Here is a 15,763-nt window from a genome sequence, read left to right on the forward strand (position 1 = left end):
TGGGCCGCTTTCCACCTTGCGGCATCGCGCAATTACACCGCCGCGAACACCACCGTCTGCGCCAGCCCGCCGCCTTGGCGGTTCTCCAGCGTCACGGTGCCGCCGTAGCGCTCGATGATTTCCTTGGCGATGGCGAGGCCGAGGCCGGCGCCGGGAATGAATTGCTGGCGGCCGGGGTCGACGCGGAAGAAGGGCTCGAAGGCCTTGTTGATGAGGTCGGGCGGAATGCCCGGGCCGACATCCGATATGGAGAGCACGGCGCGCCTGTCGGCGAGGTCGAGCGCGACCGTGCAGGCCTTGCCGTGGGTGGCGGCGTTGACGATCAGGTTGCGCAGCGCGCGGCGCAGGCCGAGCGCGCCGGCGCGCACCGAAACCTTGTCGAGATGGCCGATGGAGACGGAATGGCCGAGCGTGGCCATCTCGGCCGATATGTCGCGCACCATCTTTTCCAGATCCAGCGGCTCGACGGCATCCTGGTTGACCTCCTCGCGCACCAGGCGGATGGCGCTGTCGGCGATGCGGTCGAGCTCGTCGAGGTCGTGCAGCCACTTGTCGCGCTCTTCGTCGAGGAATTCGGCGCGCAGCCGCATGCGCGTCATCGGCGTGCGCAGGTCATGGCCGGCGGCGGCCACCAGCCGCATGCGGCTTTCCATGGCGGTCTTGAGTCGCGACGAGAGCTGGTTCAGCGCGTGCGCCGTCGCCTTGACCTCGGCCGAGCCCACCTCCGGCACCGGCGCCAGCACGCCGTCGCTACCGATCTTGGAGACAGTGGCCTCCAGCATTTCGAGCGGCCGGATCAGCACCGCGGTGAAATAGACGGAGACGGCGGTAGCGCCGGCGACGATCAGCGAAATCCAGCCGGCTAGCACCAGCCATTCGCGTTTGGGCGGATCGATATGGGCAATTTCCAGGACCGCCCAACGGCTGTCTGGCAGGCGCATGGAGGCTCGCTGGCCGGGTTCATCCGGTTTGTCGCTGATGACGGCCAGGGCGTCGAAGCCGCGACGGTGCAGCAGATCATTGAGCATTGCCGTCTCCTGCCGGTCCACCTTGCCATTGGCCGGCCGGTCGCTGAATTGCACCCGCAGCACGTCGGGTATGGGTCCCGGCAGCAGCCGCACCACGAGCTCCATCTGCTGGGCAACCCAGGGCACGACGAGTTCCGGCGGCGGCCCGCCGCCGCGCACGCTGATGACGGCGGCGGTCGCCAGGCCGACGACGCCGACGATCGAGGCAACCAGCAACAGGATGAGGCGGCGGCGCAGCGAGTTCACGCCTGCGCCTCCACCGTCTCGACGCGCGCGGTGAGCTGGTAGCCGCCATTGCGCACGGTCTTGAACAGCGGGCCGTCGCCGGTGTCGGCGAACTTGCGGCGCAGCCGGCTCATCAGCACGTCGACCGAGCGTTCGAGCGGGTCGCGCTCGCGGCCTTGCGTGAGATCAAGCAGCTGGTCGCGCGACAAGAGCCGGCCAGGGCGGTCGAGGAACACCTGCAACAGGTCGAATTCGGCGCCGGTGAGGTCGACGGCCGCACCTTGCGCATCCGTCACCTTGCGCGTGTCCGGCTCCAGCCTGTAGCTGGCGAAGCGGTAGGCGCGGGGCGGCGGCGCGGGTGCCGCTTCCTCCGGCGTCGAGCGTCTCAGCACGGCGCGGATGCGGGCGGTGAGCTCGCGCGGGTTGAACGGCTTGCCGAGATAGTCGTCGGCACCGAGCTCCAGCCCGATGATGCGGTCGACATCCTCCTTCAGCGCCGTCAGCAGGATAACGGGGATATGCGGCTTGCGGTCGCGCAAGGCGCGGCAGATGTCGAGCCCGGAACCATCCGGCAGCATGACGTCGAGCACGATCAGGTCGAACTGGCCCGAGGCCAGCTTCTGCTCGCATTCGCGCCGGTCGGCCGCCACCGAGACGCGAAACCCCTGACCGTCGAGATAGCGCCCGAGCAGCGTGCGGATTTCGCGGTCGTCGTCGACGACGAGGATGTGGGGTTGTGACTGCATTGCCGTGCCCTTTGCTTGGCGCCGATTATAGGGAGAGCGGCGCGCAAGCGGCATGGAAAATTGCAACGCAATGTTTCTGGCCCGGGGCGGGAAACATTGGGAAACAAATTGCCCTTTTGCGGAAACCTTCGGCAACACGCCGACGCGAAGCAGACAAACACGCTTCCTATCCTCCCGGCGTCCAAAGCATGGATGAAAGGAACACCGTCATGCGAAGCAGACTTCTTGCGCTCGGCCTGTTTTCCGCCGCCGCCATCCACCCCGCGCTGGCGGCGCAGCCCGGTCCGGGCGCGGCGCCCGGCGAGCCGCCGGTCATGGCAATGCAGGATGGACCAGATCACGGCCCAATTCGGCATCCGCCGCAAGGATGGGGTCCACAGGGTTTTGGCCCACACGGTTTCGGCCCGGAAGGTTTTGGCCCCCGCCGCATGGGGCCGCCGCCGGAATTCATGCTGGCCGCCCGGCTGGCCGCGCTCGAAACCCGCGTCGGCATCCGCAGCGAACAGCTCGACGCCTGGCGCGACTACACCAGCGCGCTGCAGGCGGTGCTGTCGCCGCCGCGGCCTGATCGCGGTCCGGGCGGTACCGGCGGGCCAGATGGCGGGCCGCAGGCGAAAGGCCCCGATGCGGGGTCTGTCGGCAAGCCCGATCCCTTCGCCTTCCAGGAAAGGCTGGCCGACGACGTCACGGCGCGCGCGGCCTCGGCCGCGAAGCTGAAGGGCGCAATAGCCGAGCTGCGCGCCAAGCTCACGCCGGAACAGCTCGAGATCCTCGCTTCGGCGGAACGCCCGCACGGACCACCCCCCGGTCCCTGGGGCGGCCCGCCGGATGATGCAGCCAGTCCGGCAGGCCCGCCCAATGATGGCCTGGTGATGCCGCCACCCCAGCCCGGGAATGGCTGATAACCTGACCGGCTGCGCCGGCCGGCCCCGGTACCCAACCCGTTCCCGGGCCGGCCGGTTTCCTTCCCGGGCCGGCGGATCGCGCCGTCCCGGGTTCTCCCCATGAGACTGAAGGCACGACAATGTGGGACGCCCTGATGCTGCTGCGGCTGATCGCATCGGCCAGCCCGAAATTTTCGCTCGGCCATCCCGGGCGCGCCAGCCATGCGGCGCTGCCCGGGCGCGCCAGCCATGCGGCGCTGCCCGGGCGCGCCGGCCATGTGGCGCTGCCCAGGCGCGCCGGCCTTGCGGCGCTGCCCGGGCGCGCCGGCCATGCGGCGCTGCCGGCCGACACGCTGAAGGGCGCCATCCGGCTGGCCTTCGCCGCCTCGCGCCTGTCGCTGCCAGTCTCGCAGCATGCCAATGGCCACGGCAATCATGATCGCAAGATCGCGTCAGACCTGGCAAGGCGCTTGGCATGTCGGCGCTGATCGGCATAATGACGCGGGGGCATCGCGGCCAGCCACTCGATCCTCGAGTGCGCGCCAGTCGCGAAGCAGGAGCGCGACATGAGCCGCTTCGAAGCACCCCTCGACGCCGCCCTTGGATGCGCGCGGCCCCTCGTTACGACATCGACCGTCCTCGCCTCCGACCGCCGGCATTCGGCCTCGCCCCCATTGGGCGATCCGATGCCCAGGCGGTAACCGCTCCTCCAGCGAAAGATCATTCAACCCATGTCTATCCAGTCCAGCCAGTCCTTTTCGCCGGTTCGCCGGTTCGCGCCCTGGACGGCGCTTGCCACGGCCCTTCTCCTGGCGGCCTGCTCACAGGAGGGCGGCAAGGCTCCCGCGGGCATGGGCGGTGTCGGCAAGCCCGAAGTCGGCGTCGTCACGCTGCATCCGCAATCGGTGGCGATAACGGCCGAACTGCCGGGGCGCACGGCGGCGTCGCTGATCGCCGAGGTGCGACCGCAGGTCGACGGCATCATCCAGCGGCGCCTGTTCAAGGAAGGCAGCGAGGTGGCGGCTGGACAGCCGCTCTACCTCATCGACCCGGCGAGCTACAAGGCGGCCTATGACAGCGCGATCGCCGCGCAGCAGAAGGCGGCGGCGGCGGTGCCCACCGCGCAAGCCAAGTTCGACAGATATGCCGGCCTCTTGAAGCAGAACGTTGTTTCCAAACAGGATTATGACGATGCCGCCGCCACGCTTGCACAGGCGCAGGCGGATGTGGCTTCCGCCAAGGCCAGCGCGGAAACCGCGCGCATCAGCCTCGACCGCACCTCGATCACCGCGCCGATCGCCGGCCGCATCGACAAGTCGACGCTGACGCCGGGCGCGCTGGTCACCGCCAACCAGGAGACGGTGCTGACCACGATCCGTTCGCTCGACCCGATCAATGTCGACGTCACGCAGTCGAGCACCAATCTGCTCAACCTGCGCCAGGCGATCTCGGAGGGACGGCTGAAGTTCAGCGGCCCCAATGTCAGCGTCAAGCTGAAGCTCGAGAACGGCACCATCTACGCGCAGACCGGCAAGCTGGAATTCTCCGGCGCAAATGTCGACCAGACCACCGGCACATTCGCCTTGAGAGCGGAGTTTCCCAATCCCGACCGCCTGCTTCTGCCCGGCATGTATGTGCGGGCGCTGGTCGAGGAGGGGGTCGCCCAGAACAGCTTCCTGGTGCCGCAGCGCGGCGTCACCCGCAACACAAAGGGCGAGGCGACGGCCATGGTCATCAATGCGCAGGGCAAGGTCGAGACGCGGGTGCTCGCCGTGCGCAACACCGTCGGCAACAACTGGCTGGTCGATAGCGGTGTCGGCGATGGCGACCGCGTCATCGTCGAAGGACTGCAGCTCGTGCGCCCCGGCGGCGACGCGACCGGCGTCGAAGTGACGATCGACGAGGCGACCGGCGAGATCAAGGACCGTGGTCAGACATCGGCCTTGCCGGCCCCATCCAAGATGGCCAGCACCGGCCAGCAACCCGCCGCCTCGACCGGGAACTGAGACGATGTCAGCATTTTTCATCAACCGGCCGATCTTCGCCTGGGTGATCGCCATCGTGATCATGCTGGGCGGCCTGCTCGCGCTCACCACGCTGCCGATCTCGCAATATCCGCAGATCGCGCCGACCACGGTCAACATCAGCGCCACCTATCCCGGCGCCGACGCGCAGACGGTCGAGAATTCGGTGACCAAGGTCATCGAGCAAGGCATGACCGGCATCGACAATCTCGACTACATGACGGCGACGTCGACCTCGACCGGTTCGGCCTCGATCACGCTGACCTTCACCAGCACGGCCGATCCCGACACCGCCCAGGTGCAGACGCAGAACAAGCTGCAACTGGTGCAGTCGCAACTGCCGCAGGTGGTGCAGAGCAACGGCATCACGGTTTCAAAGTCCTCGACCGGCTTCCTGATGGTCATCGGCTTCGTCTCCAGCGACGGCAAGATGAACTCCACCGATCTCGCCGACTATGTCGATGCCACCGTCAACGACACGCTGAAGCGCGTCGAGGGTGTCGGTTCGACGCAGCTCTTCGGGTCGGGCTATGCCATGCGCATCTGGCTCGACCCGGACAAGCTCGCCAAATACGCGCTGATGCCGAATGACGTGGCGAGCGCCATCGAGGCGCAGAACACGCAGGTTTCGGCCGGCCAGCTCGGCGGCCTGCCGGCGCGCAAGGGCCAGCAGCTCAACGCCACGGTGACCGCCAAGAGCCGGCTGCAGACCGCCGAACAGTTCCGCAACATCATCCTCAAGAGCCAGACCGACGGTTCGCTGGTCCGCCTCAACGACGTCGCCACCGTCGAACTCGGCGCCGAGAGCTATACGACGCAAGCCAACTACAACGGCAAGCCGGCGGCCGGCGTCGCCGTCAACCTGGCGACCGGCGCCAACGCCATCAGCACCGCCGAAGCGGTGCGCTCGACGATCAACCGGCTGAGCTCGACCTTCCCGCAAGGGGTCGAAGTCGTCTACCCCTACGACACCTCGCCCTTCGTGCGGCTGTCGATCGAGGAGGTGGTCAAGACGCTGGCCGAGGCGATCGTGCTGGTGTTCCTGGTGATGTTCATCTTCCTGCAGAATTTGCGGGCGACGATCATCCCGACCATCGCCGTGCCGGTGGTGCTGCTCGGCACGTTCGGCGTGCTGTCGCTGTTCGGCTATTCGGTCAACACGCTGACCATGTTCGCCATGGTGCTCGCCATCGGCCTGCTCGTCGACGACGCCATCGTCGTGGTCGAGAATGTCGAGCGCGTCATGGCGGAGGAGGGGCTGCCGCCGAAAGAGGCGACGCGAAAATCGATGAACGAGATCACCGGCGCGCTGATCGGCATCGCCACCGTGCTGTCGGCGGTGTTCGTGCCGATGGCCTTCTTCGGCGGCTCGACCGGCATCATCTACCGGCAGTTCTCGGTGACCATCGTCTCGGCCATGGTGCTGTCCGTGCTGGTGGCGCTGGTGCTGACGCCGGCGCTGTGCGCCACCATCCTGCGGCGGCCGAAGGACCATGCCACGCAGACGGGTCCGTTCGGCTGGTTCAACCGGATGTTCGATCGCGGCACGACGGCCTATCGCGACGGTTCGCATGGCATCATCAACCGGGGAAAACGCTTCCTCGTCGTGTTCCTGGCCATTGTCGTCGCCATGGGCTGGATGTTTGCCCGGCTGCCGAGCTCGTTCCTGCCGGAAGAGGACCAGGGCATCCTGATCACCAGCGTGCAATTGCCGGTCGGTGCCACGCAGGACCGCACCGAGCGCGTGCTGAAGCAGGTCACCGACCACTATCTCAACGACGAAAAGGACGCTGTCGACGGGGTCTTCACCGCGTCGGGCTTCGGCTTCGGCGGCGCCGGGCAGAATGTCGGCATCGGCTTCGTGCGGCTGAAGGATTTCAGCCAGCGCAAGTCGCCCGCAATGGCCGCGCAAGCCATCGCTGGCCGCGCCATGGGCGCGTTCTCCAAGATCAGGGATGCGCAGGTCTTCGCTCTGGCGCCCCCCGCAATCCAGGGTTTCGGCAACACCAACGGCTTCGACTTCTACCTGCAGGACGTCAATGGCGCCGGCCATGACGCGCTGATCCAGACGCGCAACCAGCTTCTGGGTCTTGCCGCGCAAAGCAAGCTGCTCGCCAACACGCGCCCCAACGGACAGGAGGACCAGCCGCAGTTCTCGGTCGACATCGACCAGGAAAAGGCCAGCGCGCTGGGCGTCAGCCTCGCCGACATCAACAACACGCTGTCCAGCGCCTGGGGCAGCGACTACGTCAACGACTTCATCGATCGCGGACGGGTGAAGCCGGTCTACATGCAGTCGGACGCGAATTTCCGCATGCAGCCGGAGGACCTCGACAAATGGCAGGTCCGCAATGCCAGCGGCGCCATGGTGCCGTTCTCGGCCTTTGCCTCCAGCCACTGGACATTCGGTTCGCCAAGGCTCGAGCGCTACAATGGCTCGGCGGCGGTCGAAATCCAGGGCGCGGCGGCGGCCGGTGTCAGCTCGGGCGCGGCGATGGACGAGATCGACAAACTCGTCGCGCAATTGCCGGCCGGCTATTCGCATGAATGGACCGGGCTTTCACATCAGGAGCGGCTTTCGGGCAACCAGGCGATGTCGCTCTACGCGATTTCGGCGCTGGTCGTGTTCCTGTGCCTGGCCGCGCTCTATGAGAGCTGGTCGATCCCGTTCGCGGTCATGCTGTCGGTGCCGATCGGCATCTTCGGCGCGCTGCTCGCGGCAAGCCTGTTCGGCCAGACCAACGACGTCTATTTCAAGGTCGGGCTTTTGACCACGATCGGGCTGGCCGCCAAGAACGCCATCCTGATCGTCGAGTTCGCCATCGAGCGGCAGGCGGCCGGCATGGGGCTGGTGGAGGCGACGCTGGAGGCGGCGCGACAACGATTGCGGCCGATCCTGATGACGTCGCTGGCCTTCATCCTCGGCGTCACGCCGCTGGCGATCGCCAGCGGCGCCGGCTCGGGGGCGCAGAACTCCGTCGGCATCGGCGTGATGGGCGGCATGATCGCGGCGACGGTGATCGGCGTGTTCCTGGTGCCGCTGCTGTTCGTCACGGTGCGGCGCATCTTCAAGGGCAGGGTGGCTAAACCAGATCCCGGGCAGGATACGGGCGAAACGCCGGTGACGGCCAACCAGCAATAAGGGGTTCTCACATGACAGGTCTTGAACGTGGCTCGGTGGCCGCGAGGCGGCTCCTTGCGCCTATTCTCGGCGCGGCCTTGCTCGCGGGATGCGTCGTCGGTCCGGACTATCGGACGCCCATCCTGCCGATGCCGGCAAACTGGAGCGGCCAGAAGCCGACCAAGTCCGCCCAGCCGGCGCGGCTTTCACAATGGTGGCAGCGCCTGCGCGACCCGCAGCTCAACATGCTTGTCGCGGAAGCGGTCGCCGGCAATCTCGATGTCGCGACCGCGAAGGCCAAGATCCGCGAGGCGCGCGCCAGCTACCGCCAGAGCGCCGGCACATTGCTGCCGTCGGTGGATGGATCCGGCTCGATCACGCGCAACAAGTCGGCCGAGACGACATCGGGCGCCAATTCCATCTACGCGGAATACCAGGCCGGCTTCGACGCCAGCTGGGAACTCGACCTGTTCGGCGCCAACCGCAGGGGTGTCGAGGCCGCGCGCTTTGGGGTGGATGCGCCCGAGCAGGAATTGCGCTCGACCCTTCTGACCCTGGTCGGCGATGTCGCGTCCTATTACACCCAGGCGCGCGGCTACCAGGCGCGCATCGCGCTCGCCCGGCGTTCGGCCGTGTCGCAGCGGCAGACCGCCGAACTCACCCGCACCATGGCGCAGGCGGGGTCGGCGACGGCGGCCGATGTCGCCAAGGCGATGGGCCAAGCGGCCAGCACCGAGGCCGCTGTGCCGACGCTGGAAGCAAGCTATGCCGAAGCGGTGCATCGCCTGTCGGTGCTGACCGGCCGGCCGCCGGCAGCGCTCAACGAGCGGCTGAAGCGCGGCAAGCCGATCCCGGCGCCACGCTTGCCGATGCCGACCGGAATTCCGGCCGACATCCTGCTGTCGCGCCCGGATGTGCTGATGGCCGAGCGGCAATACGCGCAATACACCGCCAAGGTCGGCCAGGCCGAGGCGGCGCGCTATCCCTCGGTCAGCCTGACGGGAGACATCAGCACGGCGGCCCTCAATCTCGGCGACCTCGGCAAGAATTCGTCCATCGGCTGGTCCTTCGGGCCGACGCTCAGCGTGCCGCTGTTCAACGCCGGCCAGTTGCTGGCGGCCGCCGACGTCGCCCGCGCGCAGCGCGACCAGTATTTCATCGCCTACCGGTCTTCGGTGCTGACCGCGCTCGAGGATGTCGAGAACGCGCTGGTGCTGATGGCGCAGGAGCGCATCCGCATCGGCAAGCTTGCCGCGTCGGCGAAATCCTACGGCGATGCGGCGCGGCTGGAAGGCACGCTCTACAAGGCGGGCGAGACCAGCCTTCTCGACGTGCTCGACGCCCAGCGCTCGCTCTACTCGGCCGAGGATTCGCTGCTGCAGAGCCGCGTCCTTTTGGCGACCAACTACATCGCCCTCAACAAGGCGCTCGGCGGCGGCTGGGACGGCGCGGTCGATGCCGCCAAGCCCGAGATCGTCGACGTCAAGACCGGGCCGCGGCTGGCGAAGGCGGAGCCCTAAGCGGCTTCATGGAGACGGGCTGTTCCGTCCGTCCCGCAGGGTTGCCACTTTGGCGTGACATGTGATCGCCAGCCTGACGGCTATCCCTTGTTGGACTCCCGGCGCCGAGCTGGCGTTTGCCGGGCCGCAGGGCGCGCCTGGCCTCCGCCGGCATCAGGCGCCGCCAGTGCCTTCACGACCGTCGCGGCGCCGCCATTCGCCGCATGCGCGACACTCGGTCCGATCTGGCCGGCGGCGAGTTGCGAGAGCTCAGTCCGCGAGGAGACCTGCAATTTGCGGTAAATGTTGTTCATATGAATTTTCAGCGTACCTTTCGAGATGCCGACGTCGAAGGCGATCTGCCCGGTCGGCTTTTCGGCGAGAACTTGCCGCGCGATCTCGATTTCGCGGCTCGTCAGCCTCTGCGAGAGGCTCCGCCATTTCGTCCTGCGCGACGCCTCGTTCTGGACGGCCTCGCTGACAATCTCGGCGGGCAGCCACCGGCCTCCGGCGGCAACCCGGTGCAGGCATTTGAGCAGGGCGTCGACGGCGGCCTCCTTGAACACGATGCCGGCAACGCCAACCGCGACAGCGTCGTAAAGCTGGGCCTGAGAGGCGCCGACCGTCAAAAGCACGCAAGACGTCGCGAGCCCTTGCCGGCCGATTTCGGCGGCGACATCGAGGCCGTTCAGTCCCGGCATGCTGATGTCGAGCACCGCGACATCAGGCACGTCGCGCTGGATGGCCGTCAGGGCGGCCGCGCCGTCCCGCGCCGAACCGACCACCGCGAAATTCGGGTCGCGGGCAATCATGTCGATCAGGCCGTGCAACAGCAGCGGGTGGTCGTCGGCGACGAAAACCGTGACCATGTTCAGTTCGCTGGCTGCCGAACTTCTCGGCCAGGGTTCCATGGCGCGGTGCGGCCATCGATGGCTTCCGGTGGCCGCCGGCGCCCGTGCTCGGTCATGGCGTCTTCTCCCCTTGCGTGTCTTTGTGACACATCAACGACTTCATCGTGCCGGAAGCGAACATCGCGACCCGGCCCTCATCCTGCGAAGCGTGAGGCCATGCTGACAGAAGCAGCGTGGTTGCGCAAAACATTAGCAACTGCTTAGTTAATCCTCAAGCGGCGCGCCGTGCAAAATGCGTGGCGGCGGACTGAAAGCAGATGCCACGCCGATGTGCCGATGCTGATCTTCATCTTGGATGATTCATCGGCGCTATCACGAAATTTTTGTAGATCCGACCGTGAATCTCCGGTTCGTGAAATAACTAAGCCAAAGCAACGCAATTATTCTTGTCTGCAAAAGCACTTTTTCAGAACTGAAATCGACTTTCCTGCATATAACCGGGGTTATATAGACGGACGCATTGCAACCTGCGCAATATGGTTTGGGAAATATTAACGTCCAGGCAATCGTAGGATTGTCGGGGTTGGGGCTTTGGGTGTGGGTATAACGGTCAGTCCGACGGCGGGCCAGTTCCGTCATACGGCAATAGCTGTGTCCGGCGAATGGGAGGCAGTCTCCGCGCCGAACCTTTCTCCTTTCAAAGTCGTCGATTTTGTCACGAACGATTGCTCGCCTGCCCGGCCGCGTCCCTCGGACGCTGCGCGCCGGCGCTGCGATCAGGCCGGAATAGATGGGGGCGGCCCGACCGCCGACCGCACAACAATGTGGAGGAAGTAGCATGGCGATCGATATTGGCAGTGGCGTCCTTCTCGAGGCAACGACGGTAGGGTCGGGCACCGGCAGTTACGATTCCTTCCTGAGGCTGCAGGCGACAGGTATCGAGGAGGGCTTCAACACCGACCAGAACGGCAACGTCGTCGACAACAAGGCGTCCTTCACCCACGACCTGCAATACGGCAACATGCAGTCGATCAATGTCGACGGCGTCGACTATATCGAATTCCGGCTCGACCTCAATGAAAGCAACAATGAGACAAACGGCAACATCACGCTGACCGGCCTGGACATCTACATTTCAAACGCCGGAGCAACGCTTGCCGACTACGATGCGGATTTTGCGGGATTCACCACCGTCTTTCATCTTGACCTGAACGACCCCCAGTATTTGATTGACTCCAATCATGGCTCGGGAACGGACGACTACCGGGTGCTCGTGCCGGTCAGCGACTTCACGGCGGCCGGTGTCTCTCCCGACTCCTATGTGACGCTGTTTTCGAGCTTCTCAGGGGCCAATGGGGGCTTCGAGGAGTGGCGCACGCTTACGACGCCCGGCACCGGCACTGATGCGCCTGGAATCGGCATCGACAAGGTAACGGTCGACGGCTCGGCGATCGGCGACGATCTGCAGGTTCTCTCCGGGGACACGATCACCTGGCAATACACGGTCAGCAATACCGGCAATGTCGCATTGTCGAACATCGTCGTCACCGACGACCACAATGACGTGGTCGTGACGGCGGTTCTCAGCGGCGGTTTCAACGTCGGGGACACCAACCAGGACGGCAAGCTCGACACCACCGAGCACTGGAGCTTCATCGGCACCAGCATCGACAAGGCCGTCATCGGCGACTATGCCAATATCGGGACGGTGACCGGCTCGGCCGGGGCGGTCACCGTAACAGACAGCGACGGCTCCAGCTATTTCGGCGCCGATCCCGAGATCAAGATCGACAAGGTGACGGTCGACGACGGGGTCAAGGGCGACACTCTGACGATCCTGACCAACGAGCCGATCTCGTGGGAATACACGGTGACCAATATCGGCAACGTCGCGCTGTCGGGTATCTCCGTCACCGACAGCGACGGCGGCGTGACGCCGGTCGCGGTGCTTGGCAACGGCCATGTCACCAATATCGGCGACAGCAACGACAACAACATGCTCGACGCCGGCGAGATCTGGAAGTTCTCGGCAACCGGTACCTCCGTGGCTGGCCCTTACAGCAACACCGGTACCGCCTCCGGCTCCTTCACCGACGATGCCAATCACACACGCACCGCCACGGCCACCGACGACTCCGGCTATACCGGCGCCGATCCGCACATCACGCTCGACAAGAAGACCAACGGCGTCGACCATGGCCTCAACATCTTCCAGGGCCAGCCGGTGACCTGGACCTACGATGTCAAAAACGACGGCAATGTCGCGCTCGCCCATGTGGTTGTGACCGACGACAACGGCACCGCCGGCACCGCCGGCGATGATTTCCATCCAACCGCTATCCTCAGCGGCGGCTTCAACAGCGGCGACATCAACCAGAACGGCCTGCTCGATACAAACGAGACCTGGCACTACCAGGCGACCGGCGTCGCGCAGCTGGGCAGCTACGTCAACACCGCCACGGCCACCACCGATGCCTTCGTCGACACGGCCTTGCATTCGCGTACGCCGCTCGCCACCGACAGCAGCGACTATGAAGGCTTCTCGAACAAGGCGCTGACGCAGGGATTCTGGGGCAGCCACGCGGATGCATGGGACAATATTGCCGGCAATGAGGGCAATCCCACCAAGAGCGCCGTCGCCAGCCATGTTCTGTCCGGCCTCGACGTCAATCCGCGTACGGATGGCTATTTGCTGCTCGGCGACAGCAACGGCGACGGCATTGCCAACGATGCGCACGATCTCCTGATTTCGAACGCTCTGGCCAAGTCCATCGAATCGAGTTCGACCGGCGGTGACGCACGCGTCATCATGTTGCAACAGGCGATCGCCACCCAGCTCAACATCGACAACCATGTCGGTCAGCCCAACGACCTGATCGACGAGGCGGTGATGTGGCTGACCAAGCAAGGAGCGTGGTCAACTGTCGGCGTGAATGTCGATACCAACAATGACGGGGTCGTTGATGAGAATGGGGCTCACACGGCGCTTACGGGTGCGGCGGTGAAGACTTCGTCGGCTGCCTGGACAAGCTATGTCGACGTCACCGATCCGAGCTCCGGCATCACCGACTGGAACGGCGGCAAGGAGGCCGATGGCGAGGGCCTCAAGAATGCGCTGATGTGGTTCAACCAGGGGCAACTGGTGACGTCCGGACCGGGACCGGCCGGCAATGTCGCCTGGTTCGACGGGACCAACATCGTCGAAGAGCATCCCAACACGCTCGATCAATTCTGGCTCACGCTGCATCTAGTGGGGGGCCTGACGGGCATCGCCTGAGGCTGGTCTCCGGCCGTCGGCCGGGTGCCTTGCCGCAGCGCCGCCCACATGGATTGGCATGGAAAGGGGCTCCGCGATCTTCAATTCGGCGCAGGCCAGGGTCAGGTCCTTGGGTCTGGTTTTGATAGCCTGCGCCCTTTTTCCTGCACTCGGTGGCATGTTGACGACATCGCCAGGCGTCTGGCTGTTCTGCCTGGCGTTCGCGATGTTTGGCGCTCTTCTGCTGTTTCGGGGACGCAATCCTTTTCGCGCTGAAACCGCTCCTGGCGCAGCCCCCGGCGTCGCGGCGACGGCGCGAAAGGCTGCCGGGCCCGGTGCCCGGCAGCCCAATCCTCGGCAGCAGGGATCGGAACTCTCGGCGGCAATCAAATCCTGCCGCTCGGCCTTCATCGCCATCGCACTGTTCAGCGGCGTCCTCAACGTCCTGATGTTGTCCAGTTCGATCTATATGCTCGAGGTCTACGATCGCGTGCTGCCGAGCCGCAGCGTGCCGACGCTGATCGGCCTCAGCCTGCTCGTAGCCATCCTCTACGCCGGACAAGGCGTGCTCGATTTCATCCGCGGCCGCATCCTGGTGCGCATCGGGGGAGCCCTCGACGAAGCGCTCGGCGCCCGCGTCTATTCCAGCGTCCTCAAGCTGCCGCTCAAGGTCGGGCGCAATGGCGACAGCATGCAGCCGGTGCGCGATCTCGACAGCGTGCGGACCTTCCTGTCGGGCACCGGCCCGACCGCGCTGTTCGACCTGCCGTGGCTGCCGCTCTATCTAGCCATCATCTTCATGTTCCACGTGCTCCTCGGCGTAACCGCCCTGGTCGGAGCGATCGTGCTCGTCCTGTTGACCGTCCATGCCGAGCGGCTGACGCGCAAGCCGGTCACATCAGGCACCCAGACCGGCATCATCCGCAACGGCCTGACCACGACCGGCAACCGCAACGCGGAAGTCATCGCGGCTCTCGGCATGGGCGGCAGGATGGCGAAGCGATGGGAAGAGGCCAACCGCGACTATCTCGCCGAGCAGCGCAGCGTCAGCGATATCGCCGGCGGCTTCGGCGCCGTGTCCAAGGTGCTACGCATGCTCCTGCAATCGGCCATGCTCGGCATCGGCGCCTGGCTGGTCATCGAACAGCAGGCGACCGCGGGCATCATCATCACGGCATCGATCCTGAGCGGGCGGGCGCTGGCGCCCGTCGATCTGGTCATCGCCAACTGGAAAGGTTTCCTGACCGCGCGGCAGGGCTGGCAGCGGCTGACCAAGATTCTTGCCGCATTGCCCGCCGATGCCGAGCCGATGGTCATGCCCGCGCCGAGCCGCCACGTCTTCATGCAGAACGTCAGCGTCGCCGCGCCCGGCGTGCAGCGGCTGCTGGTGCAGGACGCCAGCTTCGCACTGGAAGCGGGACACGCCGTCGGCATTATCGGTCAGAGCGGTTCGGGCAAGTCGACGCTGGTCAGGGCGCTTGTCGGAGCCTGGCCGTCGGCCGCCGGCAGGATCCGGCTCGACGGCGCCGACCTCGATCAGTGGTCGCCGGAAGACCGCGGCCATTTCATCGGTTATCTGCCGCAGGACGTCGAGTTGTTCGCCGGCTCGATCGCCGAGAACATCGCGCGTTTCGAACCCGACGCCGATCCCGCATTGGTGATCGCCGCCGCCAGGGCCGCCGGCGCGCATGATCTCATCGTCGGTTTCCGCGATGGCTACGAGACGCAGATCGGCGAACTTGGCGAGGCCGTCTCGGCCGGTCAGCGCCAGCGCATCGCGCTGGCCCGCGCGCTCTATCGCGATCCGTTCCTGGTGGTGCTCGACGAACCGAATTCCAACCTCGACGCCGAAGGCGAACAGGCGCTGTTTCAGGCTATTGTGTCGGTGCGGCAACGTGGCGGCATCGTCGTGCTCGTGGCACACCGGCCAAGCGCGCTCGGCACGGTCGATTTCATCCTCGCCATGAGCCAGGGCCGCGTCCAGGCGTTCGGGCTCAAGGACGATGTCTTGGCGAAGCTGTTTCCGCGGCCGCAACCGGCGGTGAGCGCCGTGCCGCACCTCAGGCTTGCCACCGAGGAGCCGGCGCCGCGGCCGGGCGCGGCGGTGGCAGGCGAGTAAAGGGAGGGAT

10 protein-coding genes are annotated in these 15,763 nt (G+C 65.8%); 7 read left to right on the forward strand and 3 right to left on the reverse strand.

What is annotated here, in order from left to right; genetic code table 11:
* Positions 1-32: 32 nt before the first annotated feature.
* Positions 33-1,274: an ATP-binding protein gene (locus EN824_RS01890; protein ID WP_127279937.1), complete on the reverse strand. Its 1,242-nt coding sequence runs from the start codon at positions 1,272-1,274 to the stop codon at positions 33-35.
* Positions 1,271-1,999, reverse strand: a complete 729-nt coding sequence (locus tag EN824_RS01895) for a response regulator transcription factor (RefSeq protein WP_127279936.1) — start codon at positions 1,997-1,999, stop codon at positions 1,271-1,273. Before EN824_RS01895 ends, EN824_RS01890 begins: the two co-directional genes overlap by 4 nt.
* Positions 2,000-2,208: 209 nt before the next feature.
* Here EN824_RS01895 and EN824_RS01900 point away from each other — a divergent pair, with 209 nt between their 5' ends.
* The 5 genes from EN824_RS01900 (at position 2,209) to EN824_RS01920 (ending at position 9,548) form a co-directional block, all read left to right on the forward strand.
* A complete protein-coding gene (locus tag EN824_RS01900) occupies positions 2,209-2,901 on the forward strand; it encodes a hypothetical protein (RefSeq protein WP_127279935.1) in 693 nt (230 codons plus the stop codon).
* Positions 2,902-3,023: 122 nt separating this feature from the next.
* On the forward strand, positions 3,024-3,371 hold the full coding sequence (locus tag EN824_RS01905) for a hypothetical protein (RefSeq protein ID WP_135931796.1): 348 nt from the start codon (positions 3,024-3,026) through the stop codon (positions 3,369-3,371).
* Positions 3,372-3,614: 243 nt separating this feature from the next.
* The gene (locus EN824_RS01910; RefSeq protein WP_127280376.1) at positions 3,615-4,889 is read left to right on the forward strand and encodes an efflux RND transporter periplasmic adaptor subunit; all 1,275 of its coding nucleotides are present in this window, start codon (positions 3,615-3,617) and stop codon (positions 4,887-4,889) included.
* A 4-nt stretch (positions 4,890-4,893) separates the two neighbouring features.
* Positions 4,894-8,049 (forward strand): efflux RND transporter permease subunit, encoded by a 3,156-nt coding sequence (locus tag EN824_RS01915; protein ID WP_135882081.1) that lies wholly within the window; start codon positions 4,894-4,896, stop codon positions 8,047-8,049.
* Between the two features lie 11 nt (positions 8,050-8,060).
* Entirely contained in the window at positions 8,061-9,548 is a 1,488-nt protein-coding gene (locus tag EN824_RS01920; protein ID WP_135931797.1) for an efflux transporter outer membrane subunit, read from the forward strand.
* Between the two features lie 80 nt (positions 9,549-9,628).
* Here the strand turns inward: EN824_RS01920 and EN824_RS01925 are convergent, their stop codons facing one another.
* A complete protein-coding gene (locus tag EN824_RS01925; protein ID WP_189521965.1) occupies positions 9,629-10,396 on the reverse strand; it encodes a response regulator transcription factor in 768 nt (255 codons plus the stop codon).
* An 820-nt stretch (positions 10,397-11,216) separates the two neighbouring features.
* Between EN824_RS01925 and EN824_RS01935 the strand changes: the two genes are divergently transcribed.
* Together EN824_RS01935 and EN824_RS01940 are read left to right on the forward strand one after the other, a co-directional pair.
* Positions 11,217-13,655, forward strand: coding sequence for a hypothetical protein (locus EN824_RS01935; protein ID WP_189522114.1), 2,439 nt, complete (start codon positions 11,217-11,219; stop codon positions 13,653-13,655).
* A gap of 205 nt (positions 13,656-13,860) precedes the next feature.
* Complete coding sequence (locus tag EN824_RS01940; RefSeq protein WP_135931798.1) at positions 13,861-15,753, forward strand: type I secretion system permease/ATPase; 1,893 nt, start codon at positions 13,861-13,863, stop codon at positions 15,751-15,753.
* The last annotated feature ends 10 nt before the right edge of the window (positions 15,754-15,763 follow it).

This window comes from Mesorhizobium sp. M8A.F.Ca.ET.181.01.1.1, from assembly GCF_004792025.1.
GTDB lineage: Bacteria > Pseudomonadota > Alphaproteobacteria > Rhizobiales > Rhizobiaceae > Mesorhizobium.

What these genes read in the sequence shown, in the direction of transcription:
- EN824_RS01895 (WP_127279936.1), bottom strand. Translation starts at nt 1,999, where the DNA reads ATGCAGTCACAACCCCACATCCTCGTCGTCGACGACGACCGCGAAATC.
- EN824_RS01900 (WP_127279935.1), top strand. Translation starts at nt 2,209, where the DNA reads ATGCGAAGCAGACTTCTTGCGCTCGGCCTGTTTTCCGCCGCCGCCATC.
- EN824_RS01905 (WP_135931796.1), top strand. Translation starts at nt 3,024, where the DNA reads ATGTGGGACGCCCTGATGCTGCTGCGGCTGATCGCATCGGCCAGCCCG.
- EN824_RS01910 (WP_127280376.1), top strand. Translation starts at nt 3,615, where the DNA reads ATGTCTATCCAGTCCAGCCAGTCCTTTTCGCCGGTTCGCCGGTTCGCG.
- EN824_RS01915 (WP_135882081.1), top strand. Translation starts at nt 4,894, where the DNA reads ATGTCAGCATTTTTCATCAACCGGCCGATCTTCGCCTGGGTGATCGCC.
- EN824_RS01920 (WP_135931797.1), top strand. Translation starts at nt 8,061, where the DNA reads ATGACAGGTCTTGAACGTGGCTCGGTGGCCGCGAGGCGGCTCCTTGCG.
- EN824_RS01925 (WP_189521965.1), bottom strand. Translation starts at nt 10,396, where the DNA reads ATGGTCACGGTTTTCGTCGCCGACGACCACCCGCTGCTGTTGCACGGC.
- EN824_RS01935 (WP_189522114.1), top strand. Translation starts at nt 11,217, where the DNA reads ATGGCGATCGATATTGGCAGTGGCGTCCTTCTCGAGGCAACGACGGTA.
- EN824_RS01940 (WP_135931798.1), top strand. Translation starts at nt 13,861, where the DNA reads ATGTTTGGCGCTCTTCTGCTGTTTCGGGGACGCAATCCTTTTCGCGCT.